General features: G+C 39.5%; 3 protein-coding genes and 1 pseudogene. All 4 read left to right on the forward strand.

The genetic code is table 11. From position 1 onward, the window contains the following. The first annotated feature begins 547 nt into the window (after nt 1–547). The 4 genes and pseudogenes from VTHSUH11_RS00585 to VTHSUH11_RS00600 all read left to right on the forward strand — a co-directional run bounded on the left by VTHSUH11_RS00585 (nt 548) and on the right by VTHSUH11_RS00600 (nt 24,240). The gene (locus tag VTHSUH11_RS00585; RefSeq protein WP_105092267.1) at nt 548–20,620 is read left to right on the forward strand and encodes a YadA-like family protein; all 20,073 of its coding nucleotides are present in this window, start codon (nt 548–550) and stop codon (nt 20,618–20,620) included. Between the two features lie 319 nt (nt 20,621–20,939). After that, entirely contained in the window at nt 20,940–22,349 is a 1,410-nt protein-coding gene (locus tag VTHSUH11_RS00590) for an MATE family efflux transporter (RefSeq protein ID WP_105092268.1), read from the forward strand. A gap of 348 nt (nt 22,350–22,697) precedes the next feature. Further along, nucleotides 22,698–22,874: pseudogene (locus VTHSUH11_RS00595) on the forward strand (OmpA family protein); the annotation flags it as partial. Between the two features lie 244 nt (nt 22,875–23,118). Beyond that, entirely contained in the window at nt 23,119–24,240 is a 1,122-nt protein-coding gene (locus VTHSUH11_RS00600) for an AI-2E family transporter (protein ID WP_059361640.1), read from the forward strand. Nucleotides 24,241–24,261: the final 21 nt, after the last annotated feature.

The following is a 24,261-nucleotide window of genomic DNA, read 5'->3' on the forward strand; positions in this document are numbered from 1 at the left end:
AGGTGCATACACAATTTATATATTTGTATATCTTCACGTATGAATATGTATATGGTGAAAGCCACCACTCCTTATGAGTGGTGGCTTTTTTGTACTTAATATTATCTATCTTATTAAATATCTATCTTAAATATAAAATGAATTAGAAAGTATATAATAAAAATAAAATACCTTAATGAATAATAAATACGCGATGAAAAATACACATATTGGGATTAAATAAAAATATTTTTGAGAATGCAGGAAAATAATCTAACCGTATAATAATTCATAAATATTTATTCAAAAAGAAAAAATATACAATTGTAACAACTGATAAACATAGGTAAATACTGTAGAAATTGTATTTTTGAAAATATTTGATTTGCTATTAAATATTCTAATAATGCATAGTCTTTTATTGTTTAATGAGTGTAAAATATGATAAAATTATGAAATATGGTATGAAATATAATGTGTATATTTTAAGACGTAACGATAGAATAGAAATAGTAAATGATTCGTATAATATATGGTTTTGAGAGTTAGTAATTAAGAAGGAAAACGTATGAACAAGATTTTTAAAGTAATTTGGTCTAAGTCAAAACAGTGCTACGTTGTAGTATCTGAAATTGCAAAGAACAAAACAGGTAAAAAGAAAATTGTAGTGGCCGGGATATTTGCGGCGTTGGCGATGGTTAATGGCGTACAGGACAGTCAAGCTATAAATGGTAGTGGGGCTAGAACAGGCTGGAACTCTAATGGTGTAGGATTTAATCCTACACAAGGTTTAGTTGTAGGACCTAATATGAATGATAATACTACAATAGCGAATGGTAACGTAGCGACTGTTGCTATAGGTGCACATAGCCAAGCATCAGGTAGTTCTTCTGTTGCTATTGGTGGTGCAGAGGTTAATGGCGCTGGTGCGGTTGGTCTTGGTTGGGCTACAGCTAAAGGTGATAATTCCGTAGCTTTAGGTGGCACTGGATCAACAAATGCAAATGGTAATAATGCTTTTGCGGCTAGTGGTGGTAATGCTAATGGTGAAAGTGCTACTGCTATTGGTTCTAGTGCAATTGCCGATGGTCGTGGTGGCGTTGCTGTTGGCTGGAATGCAGAGAGCAAAGTAAACGCTGTAGGTATAGGTTTTAATGCTAAGGCGAAAGCTAATAATACTATTGCTATTGGCGTTGAAGCAAATAATGATAAGGCTAATGCTATTAGTAATAACTATTCTAGTGTATCTATCGGTGTTGCAACTCGAGCTAGAGCAGTAGGCTCTATGGCAATGGGGGTTAGTGCAGATGCATCTGGTAAATACTCTATTGCGTTAGGTAGTGGGAATGTTTCTGGAGATTACACAGCTACAGCTAATTATCCTAAAGCCACTGGAGAAAAGGCTATTGCTATTGGTTATGATGGCCAAGCATTGAATATAAATGCAACGGCTGTAGGTAGTGAAGCACATGCAACTGGTGAGCAGTCAGCCGCGTATGGCTTTAAATCTCAAGCATCTGAGCAAGATGCTACGGCTATAGGTAGTAATGCAATAGCTAGTGCTGTTAGAACGACTGCTTTAGGTGTAAATGCACAAGCATTAGGCAGTAATTCCGTAGCTATTGGAGGTGGTGCAGGGGGGGCTGGCGCAGCTGGTTTTGCAGAGGAGCTTAAAGCTGATGGTGGTGATATTACTCGTCTTAATCGGAATATTAATACTGCCACTACTGCAGAAGGTGATAATGCAGTAGCTCTTGGCTATTATGCTAATGCTGCAAATGGTGGTGTTGCTATTGGACAGACCTCTGTTGCTGCAACTGGTGGTGTAGCACTTGGTCAACGCGTATTAGAAGACACTGGGAATAAATATGCTAGTGCAGTCGTAATTGGTCAAGATTCTACTGCTAAAGGAACATATTCAGTCTCACTAGGTCGACAAACAATTACTAAAGGATCTACCTCTTTAGCTATGGGTAATGGAGCCTCTGCAAATGGTGATTACTCTGTTGCAATGGGGCGTAAGGTGGTTGCTGATGATACATCCACAGCGATAGGACATCATGCTTATGCATCAAAAGGCGGGTTGGCAATAGGTGCACAAGATAATGATATATCTGCTGATAGAACTACTGCTTCAGCAAAAGGTGCTTTGGCTATTGGTAAAAATACAAAGGCTAGTGCTGAGGATGCAGTAGCTATTGGTACAAATGCACAATCAACTTTGAAGGGCGCAGTTGCGTTAGGTAGTGGCTCTACAACTGCAACAACAGCTACAAAACAAACTTCAACTACGGTTAATGGTATTGCATATAATTTTGCGGGTGCTACTTCAGACCCTAACATGCAGGTTTCTGTTGGTGCAGCAGGTAAAGAGCGACAAATTAAGAATGTAGCGGCAGGGGAAGTATCTGCTAACAGTACAGATGCCATCAATGGCTCTCAATTATTTGCGGTGGCTAGTCAAATTAAACCTATCAACTATTTTTCTGTAAAATCATCAGCTGTTGGTAATAAAAATAATGATGGTGCTACAGGCACTGATGCTGTTGCAATTGGTCCAGGTGTTCAATCATCCGGTAATAATGGTGTTTCTTTAGGAAATGGCTCCCAAGCTAATGCTGAATCTGTAGTATCTATTGGTTATCAATCAAATTATGGAGCTCAAAATAATTCTAAATCAATAGGAATTGGCTGGGCTGCAGGCTATCAATCTATTGGAACAGATAATATTGGTATTGGTAGTGAAGCGGGACGTAAACTAACAGGTAGCAATAATGTCAGTATTGGTAAAAGTGCTGGTTTAGGCAATGTATACACTAGTGGGTCTGTATTACTAGGCCAAAGTGCTACTATTATTAATAGTACTACAGCAACACCTATTAATGATGTAGTGGCTATTGGTAATGGCGCACAAGGGGGCGCTGCCTCTTCTATTGCAATTGGTAAGGGTGCTAATGCATTAGGTTTTTCAACTATTGCCATTGGTGAAAATAGTAATGCTAAGACAACAACTGGTGCTGCACCTAGTCTTGCAATAGGTCGTAATACTAGTGCAAATGGTGATTATGCGGTTGCTCTTGGTGGTGGTGATAACTATGGTAATTTCCAAGGAGCTAAAGCCGCTGGTGTAGGTACTACTGCTATTGGCGCGGCAACGGTGACTAAGGATGATACTAACTTCCAAACCGCAGTTGGATTTGGGGCTAAAACTGATGCAGCTGAGGCGAGTGCATTTGGACATCAGGCATCTGCGGAGGCTAAAAATGCGACCGCATTAGGATATGCTGCCTCTGCAACAGCAGAAAATGCTACAGCTCTTGGAACTGGTGCAGTTGCTAAGGTAAAAGATGGTGTTGCAATAGGCTCTGGCTCTAAGGCCACTACTGATAAAGGTGTTAAAGGATACAATCCAAATGATGGTCGTACTAATAAGTATGGTGGATTAGCTAGTAATGTGCTTACCAGTACACATGCAGCGGTATCTGTTGGTGAAGGTGCTAGTGTAACTCGTCAAATTACTGGTGTAGCAGCAGGTACCGCCAATACAGATGCAGTCAATGTCGCTCAATTAAAGAGCGTAAACCTTGCTTTCAGTGGTAATAGTGGCAATAATGATGTGAACCTTGCTAATGGTACATTGGCTATTAAAGGGGATACTACCTACATTACAACGATAGCAAATACAAATGGTATTACTATTGCTGGTAAAACACAGGATATTAGTGTTAATGCTAATGGGGTGGCATCAGCCAATAAAGGTATGGCTGATGCAAAAAACGTAGCGCAGTCTATTAATGATGCCATTTCTAAAAATGCATATACATGGACGGTATCTGCTAATGGTGATGCTGGTGAAAGTGTAGCAAAAAGTAATAAGGTAGACTTCAATGGTGATTCTTCTAATATTACTGTTGAACGTGCAGGTAAGAAGATTACTACCAAATTAAATAAAGATATTACTGTAGACTCTGTGAAAGCTAAAAATAAGGTGTCTGTAGGTACAGCAGCTAAACAGCTTGTGCTAGATGGTACAACAGGTGCAATGACGGCTGGTATTGGTGCTAATGCAATTAAATTAGATGGGACCTCTGCAACTTTTACGGCTGGTTCTGGTAATAATGCCATTAGTTTAAATGGAACCAATGCACAGGCAGCATTCGGTAGTGGTACTAATGCGGTATCTATTAATGGTAAAACCGGTGCTGTGACAGGTCAAACGTTCACAGCAGGCAATACGACAATTAATACTACTGGTTTAACAAGTAGTACTGGTTCACGTACAGTTTCATTTGGCACAAATGGAATTAGTGCAGGTGATCAAGTTATTTCGAATGTGCGTACTGGTGGTAATACAAACAGTAATGCGGCGAATATTGGAGACGTTAAACGTTTTGTATCAGGTGCAACGCTTAATCTGACAGATGGATCCAATAACGGCACTGTAAAACTAGATGAACAAAATCTTAAAGTGTCCGGTTCAAATGGTGTTAGAACTTACGTAAATGGACAAACTGTGACCGTTAGTCTTGATACGAATACTTATAATGCGACTACTAAAGGAATTGGTATCAAAGGTGATAACGGGTTTGCAACACTAAAATATCTTAAAGATGGTGATGCCATCTTTAATGTATCCGGTGATGGATCTCTTGTTACCACAAAGAGTACTACCACCGGTGTACAGGTATCTGTTAACTCCGCTAAAGTTAAAGACTTAGCAGTAGATGCAGTAACCGTAAGTAAAGCTACTAATATTCCTGATAATCCTATTACTGTAACTCCAACAGCAGGTACTAACTCTAAAGATTATGCAATTGGCATTGATACTACAAAACTTTCAGCTAAAACGAATTTAGCCTATACAGCCAATGGTGCTACAGCAAAAACTGTATCTTTAGCTAAAGGTCTTAATTTTGTTAATGGTACAAATACGGTATCATCTGTAGATTCTGATGGCAAAGTATCTTTTGATTTAAATCAAGCCACAAAAGATTCTATTAATAAATCTGCTACAGCAGTAGGTCGCACTATTACGCTTAACGCAGATAGTGGTACCGGTTCTAGTCAGTCTTTAAGTAATGGTAATGTGTCCTTTGCGGTAAGTGGTGCAACTGGTGACTATATCTCCACTACAATGGATGGTAGTGCCGTAAAAGTATCTACAAAGCGTGCAACTATCAATAGTGATGCCAATACTGGTGCTGCTTCCGTAACAGGTGCTGATGGTTTAGCTACTGCTAAGAATGTAGCTAGTGCTATTAACTCTGCTGTTAATGGTTTGTCTCAAAACTTAAACATCAGCGATGGCACAAATAATAGTTCTGTAGCTCTTAAAAATCAAAAACTAACAGTAACAGGTACAGGTGCAGCGAAAGCCACTGTTAATGGTCAAAAGATTACTATTGATGTAGCAGAAGGTACATTAACACCAAATACAACGAATGGTACTGTAACGGGTGCTACCGGTGTAGCTAAAGCTACAGAGGTTGCTGCTGCAATTAACAATACAAATACTGTATTGGGGAATAAGATTACAAAAAATGCACAAGATATTGCTACGAATACGTCAAATATCACTGCGAATAAAAATCAAATTGCGACTAACACAACAAATATTGCAACCAACACAACCAACATCGCTAATACTATTGCTTTAGCGGATGATAAAGGTACATCTACGACTGCTAAGTCATTAAAGGATGGTAATGTATCTTTCAACATCAAAGGGGATAACAAGTATATCTCTACCGCTGCATCTGGTAATGATGTAACGTTAACGGTTAATGAACAAGCGATTAAGGATGCTGCTAAGAATGCATCGTCCTTCAAGGTGAAAGCTAATGCTACCGCCGCAGAAGATGTTAAAGGTGGAGATACAATTGCCTTTAACAATAGCGATAACATCGAAATCAGCCAAACTGGTAAGACTTTCACCATCGGAACGGCTAAGAATATAACTGTTGATTCCGTAACTGCAGGTAATACTGTTATCAATACGTCTGGTTTAACAAATGGTACAACTGCTATTACAGGCACAGGTATTACAACAGATAAAGTAACTGTAGGTGGTATCTCTATTGATAAAACTGCTGGTATCAATGCTGGTGGTAAGGTTATTTCTAATGTAGCCAGCGGTACGGTAAATAATAATGCTACCGATGATTCCAATGCAGCAAACATTGGGGATGTGAAACAAGCGGTTGCTAATTTGTCTCAAAATCTCAATATTACTGATGGCACAAACAATGGCACTGTAGACCTTAAAAACCAAAAACTTAACGTGGCTGGTGCTAATGGTGTAACGGCAACTGTTAATAATCAAACAATCACAGTTGGTTTGGACGCGAATACTGTTAATGCTACAACGAAGGGTATTGGCCTTACTGCTGATACTGGCTCCACTGGTAACAAATACCTTAAAGATGGTGATGTATCCTTTGCGGTAACTGGCGATGGCAATCTTGTAAGCACGTCTGCTACGGCAGCAGGTGTGAAAGTTGCTGTTGATGCGGCTAAGGTAAAAGATTTAGCGGTAGCTGCTGTAACAGTAAGTAAGGATACACAAGCTGATAATCCTATTACTGTAACCCCAACAGCGGGTACTAATTCTAAAGATTATGCCATCGGTATCGATACAACAAAACTTGCGGCTAAAACGGATTTAACATACCGTGCTAATAGTGCTGCAGATGCTAATGCGAAGAAGGTTTCTTTATCTAAAGGTCTTAACTTTGTAGATGGTGGATCCACAGTTGCTACTGTTGATAATGATGGCAAAGTATCCTTTGATCTTAATACGGCAACTAAGAATCAAATCAATACGAATACCACAGATATTGCTGCTAATACAGGTAAAATTGCGACTAATACAACTAATATCGCAGCCAATACAACTGCGTTAGCTAGAAATATCTCCCTTGGTGCAGATACTGGCACTGCGTCCAGCCAATCCTTGAGCACTGCTGATGTGGCATTTAATGTGAAAGGTGCAACAGGTGACTTTGTATCTACTAATATGAATGGTAATACAGTTGAGATTTCCACAAAGCGTGCGACTATTAACAGCAATGCTACGACAGGTGAAGCATCTGTAACTGGTAATGATGGCTTGGCAACTGCGCAAAATGTAGCTGATGCTATCAACAAAGCAGCTGATGCAGCAAAAGCAGGTGCGGCTTGGAATATTACAACTAATTCCAGCACCACCGATAAAACGGCTGTTAAAGGCGGCGATACAGTAGACCTTGTTAATGGCGATAATATCGAGATTACACAAGATGGTACAGATAAAAAGAAAATCACTGTTGCTACTAAAAAGGATATTACCGTTGATTCTGTAACAGCTAATAATAAAGTAACTGTTGGTTCTGGTGCGAATAAAATTACCTTGGATGGCACTGATGGTTCTGTAACGGGTAAAGCTTTCACAGGGACTACTTACACAGGCACATCATTTACAGGTACATCCTTCACGGCAGGCAATACGGTTATCAATACAAACGGTTTAACAAATGGTACAACAGCCATTACAGGTACTGGTGTTACAACAGATAAACTCACTGTTGGTGGTATTTCTGTCGATAAAACAGATGGTATCAATGCTGGTGGCAAGGTTATTTCTAATGTTACTAGTGGTGGCACAACAGATAGTAATGCAGCCAATATTGGTGATGTGAAACAAGCTGTAGCGAACTTGTCCCAAAACCTTAATATTACAGACGGCACAAATAATGGTACTATTGATCTTAAAAACCAAAAACTGAATGTAGCTGGTGTTAACGGTGTAACTACGACTGTTAAGGATCAAACAATTACAGTTGGTCTAGATGCTAATACTGTTAACGCTACAACTAAGGGCATTGGTCTTACTGGTGATACTGGTTCCACAGGGAATAAATACCTTAAAGATGGTGATGTATCCTTTGCGGTGACTGGTGATGGCAGTCTTGTGAGCACATCTGCTACAGCAGCGGGTGTGAAAGTTGCTGTTAATTCCGCATCTATTACTGCCGGTGCTGATGGCACAATTACAGGCCCTACCACTGATGGTGTAGCAACTGCTAAAAACGTAGTAGATGCTATCAATGCAGCTAAGAAAGCGTCTAAAACTGAAATCACAGCTAATACTGGTGAAGCGGCTAACGCAACGACTGGTAATGTAACCCTTACATCTACTACCGCTGCTGATGGTCATACAATCTATGATGTAAAACTCAACGATAAAGTGACGCTTGGTTCTGGTGCTAATGCTGTAACTGTTGATGGTACAACGGGGGCCATTACAGGTAAAACGGCTACTATTGGTGGCGTTACTGTAAACGGTACGGCTAATACTATTGGCGGCTTATCTAATACAACATGGAATGGCACAGCCGTATCTGGCCGAGCTGCAACAGAAGACCAATTGAAAGCAGCAACTGGTGCTACTACATTGAAGTTCACAGGTGATGTAGCAACTAATACTGGATCCGTAAATCTTAAAGATGATACATTCGGTATTAAAGGTGATAATAAATATATTTCTACTGACGTAAACGGTAAAAATGTAAATCTTACCGTATCTGAAGCAGAAGTTAAAAAATCTGCTGTAGCTGCTGTAACAGTCAGTACAGATACAACGGATGCTAATAACCCATTGACGGTAACACCGACAACTAGTGCAGATGGTACAACTAAGGATTACAAGGTAACTATCGATGGTACTAAGATTGCAAATAAGACAAACTTGTCCTACAAAGCAAATGGTGGTACTGCTAAACAAGTATCCTTAGCCGATGGCTTGAACTTCAAAAATGGTACGTTAACAACAGCCTCTATCGATGATAATGGCGTTGTGAAATACGATGTAAATACTGCTGCTATTACAGCTGGTACAGATGGTACAATCACGGGGCCAACTACGGATGGTGTAGCAACAGCTCAAAACGTAGCAGATGCTATCAATGCAGCTAAGAAAGCGTCTAAAACTGAAATCTCGGCTAATGCTGGTGAAGCAGCTAATGCAACAAAAGGTAATGTGACATTAACATCTACTACAGCTACTGATGGTCATACTATTTATGACGTGAAACTCAACGATAAGGTGACACTTGGTTCTGGTACTAATGCTGTAACTGTTGATGGTACAACGGGTACTATTACAGGTAAGACTGCTAATATCGGTGGTGTTACTGTTAACGGTACGGCTAATACTATTGGCGGCTTATCTAATACAACATGGAATGGTACTGCTACTACTGGCCGAGCTGCAACAGAAGATCAATTGAAAGCTGTTGCAGATGCGGCAGGTAGCCAAACTTGGGAAATTACAGCCGATAAGAAAACTGGCACATCTGGTGCTCAAACGGGTACAAAAGAAAATGCTAAGATTGGTAAGGACGATAAGGTGTCCTTAATTGCTGGTGAAAACTTAACTGTAGATCAAGCAAGTAAAAACTTTACATACTCCTTGAATAAGGATCTTGTGAAGATGAACTCTGCAACCTTTGAAGCAACAGGAGGTAAAACAACTGTTATCAAAGGCGATAGCATCGTTCAAACTGATGGTGTTAACGTAAATACATCTAATGCTACATCCAATACAATTACTGATGGTACAAATACAAGTACAATCACTGCTGGCAAAGCACAAATTGGTACAGTTGGTATCGATGGTGTAGCAAGCAAGATTAGTACTGGTGGTACAAATGCTGTAGTAGTTAATGGTACAGATGGCACAATTAAAACTGGTAATGTAACAGTAACTGGTGGTACAACCAACGATATCACTGGTTTGTCTAACACGACTTTAACTGCAACTGACTTTGCAACTAAGGGCCGTGCAGCTACAGAAGAGCAATTGAAAGCTGCCACTGGTGCTACTACATTGAAGTTCACAGGTGATGTAGCAACCAATACTGGATCTGTAAACCTTAAAGATGATACATTCGGTATTAAAGGAGATGGTAAATACATCTCTACTGACGTAAATGGTAAAAATGTAAATCTTACAGTCTCTGAAGCAGAAGTTAAAAAATCCGCTGTAGCTGCTGTAACAGTAAGTACAGATACAACTGATGCTAATAACCCATTGACGGTAACACCGACAACTAGTGCGGATGGTACAACTAAGGATTACAAGGTAACTATCGATGGTACTAAGATTGCGAACAAGACAAACTTGTCCTATAAAGCGAACGATGGTACACCGAAACAAGTTTCCTTAGCCGATGGTTTGAACTTTAAGAATGGTACCTTAACAACAGCCTCTATCGATGATAATGGCGTTGTGAAATACGATGTAAATACAGCATCTATCACTGCAGGTACAGATGGTACAATTACAGGCCCAACTACAGATGGTGTGGCTACAGCTAAAAATGTAGCTGATGCTATTAATGCGGCTAAAAAAGCGTCTAAAACTGAAATCACGGCTAACACAGGTGAAGCAGCTAATGCAACAACAGGTAATGTGACATTAACATCTACTACAGCTTCTGATGGTCATACTATTTATGACGTAAAACTCAATGATAAAGTGACACTTGGTTCTGGTACTAATGCTGTAACTGTTGATGGTACAACGGGTGCTATTACAGGTAAAACGGCTACTATTGGTAGCGTTACTGTTAACGGTACGGCTAATACTATTGGCGGCTTATCTAATACAACATGGAATGGCACAGCTACTACTGGCCGAGCTGCAACAGAAGATCAATTGAAAGCTGTCGCAGATGCTGCATCTAGTCAAACTTGGAATATTACGGCAGATAAAGCAGGTACAACTGGTGCGCAAACAGGTACTAAGAAAAATGCTACTGTTGGTAAGGATGAAACTGTCGAATTGGTTGCAGGGGATAACCTTACAATTAATCAAGATGAACGTAAGTTTACTTATTCCTTGAATAAAGATCTTGCTGGCTTAACGAGTGTATCTGTTGGTACTGGTACAACTGAAACCATTAAACTCGATGGTGCAATTGGTAAAATTACTGCTAAAAATGCCGCTATCGGTGGTGTGACTATCGATGGTGACAACAAGCATGTTACTGGCTTATCCAATACAACTTGGAATGGTACAGCTACAACTGGCCGAGCTGCGACGGAAGATCAATTGAAAGCCGTAGCTGAAACTGCTAAAACAACTACTGACGCGGTTAACTTAAAATTCGCAGGTGATACGAATACATCTCCTGGTGTAGTTAATCTGAAAGATGATACATTGGGCATTGTTGGTGATGGTAAATATGTATCTACTGATGCGAATGGCAAGAATTTGACTGTGAAAGTATCTGAAGCAGAGGTTAAAAAATCTGCCGTAGCTGCTGTAACGGTTAGCACAGATACAACAGATGCTAATAATCCAATTTCTGTTACACCGACAACAAGTGCGGATGGCACAACTAAGGATTACAAGGTAACTATCGATGGTACGAAGATTGCGAATAAGACAAACTTGTCCTATAAAGCGAACGATGGTACACCGAAACAAGTTTCCTTAGCCGATGGTCTAAACTTCAAGAATGGTACATTGACAACTGCATCTATCGATGATAATGGCGTTGTGAAATACGATGTAAATACAGCTACTATTACAGCTGGTGCAGATGGGACAATTACAAGTCCAACTACAGATGGTGTAGCAACAGCTCAAAACGTAGCTGATGCAATCAATGCAGCTAAAAAAGCGTCTAAAACTGAAATCACTGCTAACACTGGTGAAGTAGCTAATGCAACAACAGGTAATGTGACATTAACATCTACTACTGCAGCTGATGGACATACTATTTATGACGTAAAACTCAACGATAAGGTGACTCTTGGTACTGGTGCTAATGCAGTGACTATCGATGGTACAGCTGGTAAAGCTACGATTGGTACCTCTGTTATTGATGGTGTAAATAATACTTTCACTACTGGCGGTGTAAGTCCTGTAACATTAAATGGTGCTACAGGTACGATTACAGGTAAGACTGCTAATATCGGTGGTGTTACTGTTAACGGTACTGCTAATACTATTGGCGGTTTATCTAATACAACTTGGAATGGTACAGCCACTACTGGTCGTGCTGCAACAGAAGACCAATTGAAAGCAGTGGCAGATGCTGCAGGTAGCCAAACTTGGGAAATTACAGCCGATAAGAAAGCTGGCACATCTGGTGCTCAAACTGGCACAAAAGAAAATGCTAAGGTTGGTAAGGACGATAAGGTGTCCTTAATTGCTGGTGAAAACCTAACTGTAGACCAAGCAGGTAAAAACTTTACATACTCCTTGAATAAAGATCTTGTGAAGATGAATTCCGCAACCTTTGAAGCAACAGGCGGTAAAACAACTGTGATTAAAGGTGACAGCATTGTTCATACTGATGGTGCTAATGTAAATACATCTAATGCTACATCCAATACAATTACTGATGGTACAAATACAACTACCATCACTGCTGGTAAAGCACAAATCGGTACTGTTGATATCGATGGTGTAGCAAGCAAGATTACTACTGGTGGCACAAATGCTGTAGTCGTTAATGGTGCAGATGGCACTGTAAAAACTGGTAATGTAACAGTAACTGGTGGTACAACCAACGATATCACTGGTTTGTCTAACACTACTGTGACTGGTGCAGACTTTGCTACAAAAGGCCGTGCTGCTACAGAAGAACAATTGAAAGCTGCCACTGGGGCTACTACATTGAAGTTCGCTGGTGATGTAGCAACCAATACTGGATCCGTAAATCTTAAAGATGATACATTCGGTATTAAAGGCGATGGCAAATACATCTCTACCGACGTAAATGGTAAAAATGTAAATCTTACAGTGTCTGAAGCAGAGGTAAAAAAATCTGCTGTAGCTGCTGTAACAGTAAGCACAGATACAACTGATGCTAATAATCCATTGACTGTAACACCTACAACTAGTGCAGATGGTACAACTAAGGATTACAAGGTAACTATCGATGGTACTAAGATTGCGAATAAGACTAACTTGTCTTACAAAGCAAATGATGGTACCGCAAAACAAGTTTCCTTGGCAGATGGATTAAACTTCAAGAATGGTACGTTAACAACAGCCTCTATCGATGATGCTGGCGTTGTTAAATACGATGTAAATACAGCTGCTATCACAGCTAGTGCAGATGGCACAATTACAGGTCCAACTACAGATGGTGTAGCAACAGCTCAAAACGTAGCTGATGCAATCAATGCAGCTAAAAAAGCGTCTAAAACTGAAATCACTGCTAACACTGGTGAAGTAGCTAATGCAACAACAGGTAATGTGACATTAACATCTACTACTGCAGCTGATGGACATACTATTTATGACGTAAAACTCAACGATAAGGTGACTCTTGGTACTGGTGCTAATGCAGTGACTATCGATGGTACAGCTGGTAAAGCTACGATTGGTACCTCTGTTATTGATGGTGTAAATAATACTTTCACTACTGGCGGTGTAAGTCCTGTAACATTAAATGGTGCTACAGGTACGATTACAGGTAAGACTGCTAATATCGGTGGTGTTACTGTTAACGGTACTGCTAATACTATTGGCGGTTTATCTAATACAACTTGGAATGGTACAGCCACTACTGGTCGTGCTGCAACAGAAGACCAATTGAAAGCAGTGGCAGATGCTGCAGGTAGCCAAACTTGGGAAATTACAGCAGATAAAAAATCTGGCACTTCTGGTGCTCAAACGGGTACAAAAGAAAATGCTAAGGTTGGTAAGGATGATAAGGTATCTTTAATTGCTGGTGAAAACCTAACTGTAGACCAAGCAGGTAAGAACTTCACATACTCATTGAATACAGACCTTGTGAAGATGAACTCTGCAACCTTTGAAGCAACAGGTGGTAAAACAACTGTCATTAAAGGCGATAGCATCGTTCAAACTGATGGCACAAAAGTGAATACATCTACAGCAGGTGGTAATACAGTTTTAGATGGTACTAAGTCCACAGAAACTACAGCTACTGGTCAAGTGATTAAAGACGGTACTAAGACAAATACATCTACTGTTGATGAAAATACATTAGTGGATGGTGCTAAATCTAATAAAACAACTGTAGATAGTAATGTTATTGATGATGGTAATGGCAATGTAAATACATCTATTGCTACATCTAATACGATTACAGATGGTACAAACACAAGTGCAATCACAGCTGGTAAAGGACAAATTGGTTCCGTTGGAATCGATGGTATTGCAAGCAAGATTACGACTGGTGGTGCCAATGCAGTAGTGATTAACGGTGCTGATGGCACAATTAAGACTGGTACAGTAACAGTAACTGGTGGTACTACAAACGATATCACTGGTTTGTCTAACACAACTGTAACTGCAACGGATTTCGCAACGAAAGGCCGTGCCGCTACAGAAGAACAATTAAAAGCAGTAGGGGAACAAACATGGCAAATCACGGCAGATAAAGCTGCTGCTACATCTGGTGCTCAAACAGGTACTAAGAAAGATGCTAAAGTTGGTAAAGACGATAAAGTTCAATTGATTGCTGGTGAAAATCTTACAGTGAACCAAAACGAACGAGACTTCACATACTCCTTGAATAAAGATCTTGTGAAGATGAATTCTGCCACATTCCTTGGTACAGGTACAAATAAAACTATTATTACTGGTGATTCCATTACACAAACTGCGGGTACTCAAACGAATACATCTACTGCAGGTGGCAACACTGTAGCTGATGGTACTAAGTCCACAGAAACTACAGCTGCTGGTCAAGTGATTAAAGATGGTGCTAAAACAAATACATCTACTGTTGATGAAAACACATTAGTTGATGGTACTAAATCTAATAAGACTACTGTAGATAGCAATGTAATTGATGATGGCAATGGTAATGTAAATACATCCAATGCTACATCGAATACCATTACAGATGGTACTAATACAAGTACTATTACTGCTGGTAAGGCTACGATTGGTTCTTCCATTGTGGATGGCGTAAACAACACATTTACTACTGGTGGCGCTAATGCTGTTAAGTTAGATGGTGTAGCCGGTACAATCAAAACTGGTACTGTAACAGTAACTGGTGGTACAACAAACGATATTACTGGTTTGTCTAACACAACGGTAACAGCAGCAGACTTTGCAACGAAAGGCCGTGCCGCTACTGAAGAACAATTAAAAGCCGTAGGGGAACAAACATGGCAAATCACAGCAGATAAAGATGCCACTACATCTGGTGCGCAAACAGGTACTAAGAAAAATGCTAAGGTTGGTAAAGACGACAAAGTTCAATTGATTGCTGGTGAAAATCTTACAGTGAACCAAAACGAACGAGACTTCACATACTCCTTGAATAAAGATCTTGTGAAGATGAACTCTGCCACATTCCTTGGTACTGGTACAAATAAAACTATTATTACTGGTGATTCCATTACGCAAACTGCTGGTACACAAACCAATACATCTACAGCAGCAGGTAATACTGTAGTCGATGGTACTAAGTCCACAGAAACTACAGCAGATGGTCAAGTGATTAAAGATGGTGCTAAAACAAATACATCTACTGTTGATGAAAACACATTAGTTGATGGTACTAAATCCAATAAATCTACTGTAAATAGTAATGTTATCGATGATGGTAATGGTAATGTAAATACATCCAATGCAACATCGAATACAATTACTGATGGTACTAATACAAGTACAATCACTGCTGGTAAGGCTACGATTGGTTCCTCCATTGTTGATGGTGTAAATAACACATTCACTACTGGTGGCGCTAATGCTGTTAAGTTAGATGGTGCAGCAGGCACAATCAAAACTGGTACAGTAACAGTAACTGGTGGTACTACAAACGATATTATTGGCTTGTCTAATACAACCGTAACGGCAGCCGATTTTGCAACGAAAGGCCGTGCCGCTACTGAAGAACAATTAAAAGCCGTAGGGGAACAAACATGGCAAATCACAGCAGATAAAGATGCCACTACATCTGGTGCGCAAACAGGTACTAAGAAAAATGCTAAGGTTGGTAAAGACGACAAAGTTCAATTGATTGCTGGCGAAAACATGACAGTAAATCAAAATGAACGAGACTTTACATTCACCCTTAACAAAGATCTTGTGAAGATGAATTCTGCAACCTTTGAAGCCACAGGTGGTAGAACTACTGTTATCAAAGGCGATAGCATCGTTCAAACAGATGGCACAAAAGTGAATACATCTACAGCAGGTGGTAATACAGTTGCAGATGGTACTAAGTCCACAGAAACTACAGCAGCTGGTCAAGTGATTAAAGACGGTGCTAAGACTAATACATCTACTGTTGATGAAAACACATTAGTTGATGGTGCTAAATCCAATAAGACTACTGTAGATAGCAATGTAATTGATGATGGCAATGGTAATGTAAACACATCTAATGCAACATCGAATACCATTACTGATGGTACTAATACAAGTACAATCACTGCAGGTAAGGCAACTATTGGTTCTTCCATTGTGGATGGTGTAAACAATACATTCACAACAGGTGGTGCTAATGCTGTTAAGTTAGATGGTGCAGCCGGTACAATCAAAACTGGTACAGTAACAGTAACTGGTGGTACAACAAACGACATCACTGGCTTGTCTAACACAACTGTAACTAGTGCAGACTTTGCAACAAAAGGCCGTGCAGCTACTGAAGAACAATTAAAAGCTATAGGCGAACAAACATGGCAAATTACGGCAGACAAAGATGCTACCACTTCTGGTGCTCAAACAGGTACTAAGAAGGATGCTAAGGTAGGTAAAAATGACAAAGTTCAATTGATTGCTGGTGAAAACCTCACAGTAAATCAAAATGAACGAGACTTTACATTCACCCTTAACAAAGATCTTGTGAAGATGAATTCTGCAACCTTTGAAGCAACAGGCGGTAAAACAACTGTTATCAAAGGCGATAGCATCGTTCAAACTGATGGCACAAAAGTGAATACAACTACAGCAGGTGGTAATACAGTAGCCGATGGTACTAAATCTACAGCTACTACAGCTGATGGCACAACTATTACAAACGGAGCTAATTCTACTGCAACAACTGCAATGGGTACTACTGTAACTTCTGCTAACGGAAATACTAAGTACGCAGCAGATGGTGTACGTATCAATACTACTGGTAAGAATCCTGTATCGTTAACGGATGCTGGCTTAGATAATGGTAATAATGTAATTAAAAATGTTGCTAGTGGTCATGTGAATAATGATGCTACAGACAACACAAATGCAGCTAATATTGCAGATGTGAAAAAAGCAACAACTACAGTTACTGCTAATGCTGGTGAGGCTGCTAATGCTACTAAAGGTAATGTAACCCTTACATCTACTACCGCTGCTGATGGTCATACTATTTATGATGTAAAACTCAACGATAAGGTGACACTTGGTACTGGTGCTAATGCGGTAACGATTGATGGTACGGCTGGTAATGCTACGATTGGTTCCTCTGTTATTGATGGTGTAAATAATACATTCACTACAGGTGGTGCTAATGCTGTTAAGTTAGATGGTGGTACAGGTACTGTTAAGACTGGTACTGTAACCGTAACTGGTGGTACAACAAACGATATCACTGGTTTGTCTAACACAACTGTAAATTCTGCAGACTTTGCAACGAAAGGCCGTGCCGCTACTGAAGAACAATTAAAAGCCGTAGGGGAACAAACATGGCAAATCACAGCAGATAAAGATGCCACTACATCTGGTGCGCAAACAGGTACTAAGAAAAATGCTAAGGTTGGTAAAAACGATAAAGTTCAATTGATTGCTGGTGAAAACCTCACAGTGAACCAAAATGAACGAGACTTCACATACTCCTTGAACAAAGACCTTGTGAAGATGAACTCGGCAACCTTTGAAGCGACAGGTGGTAAAACTACTGTTATTAAAGGCGATAGTATCGTTCAAACTGCTAGCACTCAAACGAATACATCTACAGCAGCTGGTAATACAGTTGCAGATGGTACTAAGTCCACAGAAACGACTGCCGCTGGTCAAGTGATTAAAGATGGTACTAAAACTAATACATCTACTGTTGATGAAAATACATTAGTAGATGGCACTAAGTCTAACAAGTCTACTGTAGACAGCAATGTGATTGATGATGGTAATGGCAATGTAAATACATCCAATGCTATATCTAATACAATTACAGATGGTACAAACGCAAGTACAATCACTGCTGGAAAAGCAACGATTGGCACAGCTGTTATCGATGGTGTGAATAACGCAATCACAACAGGTGGTACAAACTCTATTAAGCTTGATGGTGCAGCAGGCACTGTGACTGGTTTGACTAACAAAACTTGGACGCCTGGCGTAACGAAGGCTGTATCTGGTCGTGCTGCAACAGAAGACCAATTGCAAATTGTAGCCGATAAAGTTGGTGCTGGTTGGAATGTAAATTCTGGTAAGGTAACTGGTTCTACAGGCGAAGCAAATGGTTCCGCCAAAACAAATGTAGCAAGTGGTGAAGAGGTTCAACTCCAAGCGGGCAACAATCTTATTATTGATCAAAATGGTAAAACATTGGCCTACTCCTTAAATAAAAATCTTAAAGATATGGAATCAGCTACTTTCAATGCTACAGGTGGTAAAACAACTGTTATTAAAGGCGATAGCATCGTTCAAACTGACGGTGGCAAAACTAACACATCTAACGCAGCTGGCAATACTGTAATTGATGGTACGAAAACTACTGCAACTACGGCAGCAGGAACTACAATTACTGATGGTGCTAAGACAAATACATCTACAGCTGATAAAAATGTAATTGATGATGGTGCCGGTAATACGAATACATCGAATGCTACATCTAATACGATTACAGATGGTGCAAATACTAATACGTCTACCGCTACAAGCAATACATTGAAAAATGCAGCTGGTGATGAAACTAAGGTTGATGCTAAAGGTGCAACTGTTAAGGACGCAGCTGGTAATACAACAAACGTTGCTTCTACTGGCGCTACTGTAACAAATGCAGCGGGTGATACAACTAAGGTTGAGGCTACGGGTACTACTGTGACGGATACTGCTGGAAACAAGGCTACTTTCACTAAGGATGGTGTTACGATTACAAAACCAGGTAAAGACACAGTTTCCTTAACTGGTAACGGCCTAGATAATGGCAATAACAAAATTGTTAATGTTGCAGATGGTACAGCTGCGAAAGATGCTGTCAATGTTAGTCAATTGAATGCTAAAACTAAAGCAGCAACGACTGAGTTGACTGCAAATGGTGGTCAAGGTGCTAATAATACTACTGGCAATATTGTATTAACTAAGACAACTGCTGCAGATGGTCATACAATTTATGACAATAAGTTGAATGATAAGATTACATTAGGTGCCGCTGATCCAACTAAGGCGATTACTATAGATGGTATTGCTGGTACTATCACGGCTGGTAAGGATGGCAATGTTGTTGCTATTGATGGTACGAATGGTACTGTGAAAGCTGGCGATGGTAAAAATGCAGTTGCTATTGACGGTGTAAATGGATCTGTGAAAGTTGCAGATAAGATTACACTTAATGGCAAAGATGGTAAAGCAGGTATTGGTACTGTAGGTATTGATGGTAAAGATGGCATCATTACAACAGGTGGTACAAATCCTATAGCTGTAAATGGTAAAGATGGTGTTGTTACAGGTTTAACTAATAAAGCTTGGGATCCTAACAACATTACTTCTGGCCGTGCTGCTACTGAAGACCAAATAAAATCTGCTGTAGCAAATGCTGGTTGGGATGCAGCTGTTGGCTCAGAAGGTTCTGGTGTAAATAGCACACCTACTGCAACGGCTGAAAAAATTAAGCCAAATGAAACAGTAACTTTCAAAGCTGGCAATAATATGATGGTAAGCCAAGTAGGCAAAACTATTAGCTATGCAGTTAATCCTGAACTTACAGATATGAAGTCTGCCACATTTAAAGATGCAGCAGGTAACACAACTGTAACGAATGGTAATGGTATGACAATTACGCCAGGAAGTGCAAATCCTAATAATCCAAATGCGGGTCCTGTATCTTTAACTAAGGATGGATTACATAATGGTAACAACCAAATTAAAGGCGTAGCACCTGGTACGGATCCAACCGATGCAGTTAATGTATCACAATTGAATGCTTCCAATACAAATACAAGCCAAGCTATTAATCAAGTAGCAGGTGAAGTTCAACGTGTTGGTGCTCATGCAGCTGCGATGGCCGCATTGAAACCAATTCAATATGATCCATTAGAACCAACTCAAGTTATGGCAGGCGTAGGCAACTATCGTGGTGAAACTGCGGCAGCCCTTGGCCTAGCACATTACACAAATGAAAATACTATGTTCAACATAGGTGTTTCTGTTGGTGGCAATCATAATATGGTAAATGCTGGTGTAACTCATAAATTTGGTTACAGCCCAGAAAAGAAAAATATTCCTGATCGTTACAAAGCGGGCCCTATTAGCTCTGTATATGTAATGCAAGATGAAGTATCTGGCCTCAAAAAGGAAAATGCAGAACAAAAATACGTTATTGCAGATCAAGCGGCTCGTCTTAATAGCTTAGAGGCTGAAAACGAACGTCAACGTCGTGAGTTAGCTGAAACTAAACAAGGTTTAGATGATTTACGCGCTGCCGTAGATAAGCTGTTAGCATCTAAAGGATAACACTTAAGATTGCTGATAGACGCTACTTAGTTGAGCAGATACTCGAGTCTCTTATGTTTGATATATTTATTTATGAAATATGATAAATATTTTCAAATAAAATAGAGCTTAATTTAGGAATGAAATAAAGAAACCTCTTATATACAATACTAATACCCTGTTGGGTATAGAAAAGTGTATAAGGGGTTTCTTTGCATTTTTGATATACATTATTAATTAAAAAGCATGATATATGAATGACTTCTCATATGTTATATGATATAATACATAAGAAATGTGGGGAATAGCCCCCTTTTTGGGTTTGTTATAGGGAGTTATCATGATTAAAGCTTTACAACGATGGTTTTCAGTAGATACCATATTGCCTAGCAAGGATCGTTTGGGACCAGTAGAAACTACAAAAAATCTATATAATAAATATTTAAAGATTGCCTGGCCTGCTACATTGCAAGGGCTGATGATGCAGTTAATGACTGCTATCGATTTAGCGATGGTAGGTTCTTTAGGGGCTGCTGCACTTGCTTCGGTAGGTATTATGGGGCAGCCAGAAATGGTTATGCTCGTAATCTGTCGCGCCTTATCCATTGCGGTCACCGCTATTATTGCTCGTCGCCATGGTGAAGGTGATGTAGATGGTATGAATGCGGTGCTTAAGCAATCAATTTTGTTGAATATTCTGATTTATGTACCATTACTTGCTATTTGTTTGTTTAATCTAGAACATATATTGCGATTTACAGGTGCTCAGGATGGCTATATTGAAACTGCTGTCTGGTATGGACGATTCATCGTTCTTAGCCTTATCTTTCAGTCCTTTAGCCAAATTGTGGGGGGCGCTCTTATTGGTTATGGCAATACTAAGGTTATTTTCAAATCTAATGTGGTAGGCAATATCTTAAATACGATTTTGAACGTCTTCTTAATCTATGGTATTGCATTCTTCCCAGAATTTGGTGTTATGGGGGCAGGAATTTCTACCCTTATTAGTAGTGCTGTTATTGCAGCGCTTTTGCTACGTGCTATATCTCAGCATACTAAGACAGGACTAACCTTATTGCACCCATCGAAATGGCGCTTTGAGCGAACTGTATTACATACGATATTTCACGTTGGTGGTAGTTCCCTTGGAGAGCAGTTCTTTGAGCGTTTTGGTATGTACACATATACCATGATTATTGCATCCCTAGGTGCAGTACCTTTGGCGGCACACTATGTGTGTATGAACTTGATGGATATATTCTATTATTTTGCAATGGGCCTCGGTTTTGCAGGTGCATCACACACTGGTCAAAATTTAGGTCATAAACGTCCGGATTTAGCACGTGCCTTTGGCATCATTGGTGCACGGATGGGTCTCGTCGTAGGTTTCATTAGTGCCATGATTTTTATAAGCGCAGGACATTTGCTCGTTCAGTTATATACCCGTGAAAGTGATGTTGTTACAATGGCAGGTGCTTTAATGGGAATTATGGCTATTGCGGCTTTCCCACAAGCATTACAACAAGTGTATGCAGGGGTATTAAAAGGTGCTGGTGATACATTCTATATCATGAAATATTCATTAGTAAGTGTCGCTGTTATTAGACCTATTATTACCTATGTACTATGTATCACATTAGGCTTAGGTCTATATGGTGCTTGGATTTCCTTGTGTTTTGATCAATCCTTGCGATTAGTTTGTGCGTATATGCGATTCATCAGTGGTTCATGGCAACATAAAATCGTATAGGAATATTGAAATTTTTGAAATAATTTATGAAAGTTTTATGAAAAACAGCTTGCTTAGAATCCTAAGATAGTATACAATACAGATGTGGAATAAATGACACATTGGGGAATGTGTTATTTACTAAAAATCATCAATTTCACGTATATATGTAAGGGATATATATATGAATATAAAAAGGCATCGACCTAAAGGGCGGTGCCTTTTTTTATGCATGATAAAGTTGTTTTATACTAGTTTTTAATAAAAACTTTAAAGATTTTATAATTTATATTGAAATTTATCGTAAAGCTGTGTACAATATAATTATGTATTATACCCTTGTATATGTATCGAGGGAAAGATGGCGGTACTAATAATATTGCTCAAGTAGGTATTATTGGTAAGGCAGCTTTAGGTTCTAAAGTTGACATATATGGCAAAGCTGGTATTGGTACTAAAAAAACTACAACTTGGGAAGCTGGTTTAGGTTATAAAGCAACTGAAAATCTTGATATTAATGCGGGCTACCGTTATATCAATACTCAAGCTACGTGTAGATGTTTACATCCACCGTTAATTTTGAGCGTTCTCAATCTAATATAAACTAATATAAGTCCATCTTTTCGTCTCTCTTTATATTTGGGGTGCGATAAGATGGACTTTTGTGTTATACTAATTCTATTAGAAATACTACTGTACACGAGAAAGGACCTAGTGATTTTCTATCATATAGCGTTCATTTATATTGTGTACAATACTTACCAGTGTTTAGTAAAAGTGAGTTATTAGTATGGGAAAATTTAAATATTATAAGGAGCTTATCACCGCGATTATCCTGGCAGGTATCATGGTGTTAGTAGCCCTTCGTATCAGTGATATTGCTTCAGGTCTAGATGTACTGATAACAGCCTTTGTACCACTTATCGTGGGTGCCTGTATGGCATTTGTCCTCGATATTCTAGTGGTGCGTTACGAACGGTGGCTCTGGCCTAGCATCAAAACGGGGTGGAGGTACAAGATTCGGCGTCCCTTGAGTCTTATTTTGTCCTTCGTGACGATTAGTCTTATCGTGTACTTCATTGCACGAATGGCGGTGCCGCAACTGGTTCACTCCATTACACTTATCGTGGCTGCTGCCCCACAGTTGTACGTAGACTTTCAACAATGGATTCAGCATCTAAGTGATACGATGCCATTGGTTTCGAATCCAACTGTTGTGAATACGCTTAATGGTGAAAGTATCGTTAACTACACGCGTGAGTGGGGCACAAAAGGTGGTACCTATGTCGTGAATACGATGGGCACAGTTCTGTCTTGGACTGTGAATATTGGTCTAGGACTTATCTTTGCCATCTATATGCTGCTAGATAAAGAGCGTCTGATTATGCAAGGCAAACGCATCTTGCGTGCTTATGCACCTGATACTTGGGTAAATCGCGTTACTTATGTTAGTAAAGTAGCAGTTCAAACATTTAGTAGTTTCTTTGTGGGCCAGTTTATTGATGCCTTGATTTTAGGTATTATGGTAGGTATTACTTTGTGGTTATTTAATATCTCATATGCCACTACCATTGCATGTGTTATTGGCCTTACAGGATTGATTCCGTTAATCGGTATCTATGTTGGTGGTATCATGGGTGCAGTTATTTTACTGACTGTTAGTCCTATGGATGCATTAATCTATGTTATTATTTTAGAGATATTGCATCAAATTGAAAGTAATGTTATCTATCCTAAAATTGTTGGTAATTCTATTGGGTTACCAGGTTTATGGGTGTTTGCAGCCGTTATTATTGGCGGTAGCTTGATGGGCGTTACCGGTATGATTATAGGTGTGCCTTTGGTGGCCACTTGTTATAAACTATTGATGACCGATGTAGAAGAGCGATTAGCTTCAAATGAAGGTTTATAGAATCCGATTGATATGTGGGAG

It is taken from the genome of Veillonella tobetsuensis (assembly GCF_002959935.1).
In the GTDB taxonomy this organism is placed as follows: Bacteria; Bacillota; Negativicutes; order Veillonellales; family Veillonellaceae; genus Veillonella; species Veillonella tobetsuensis.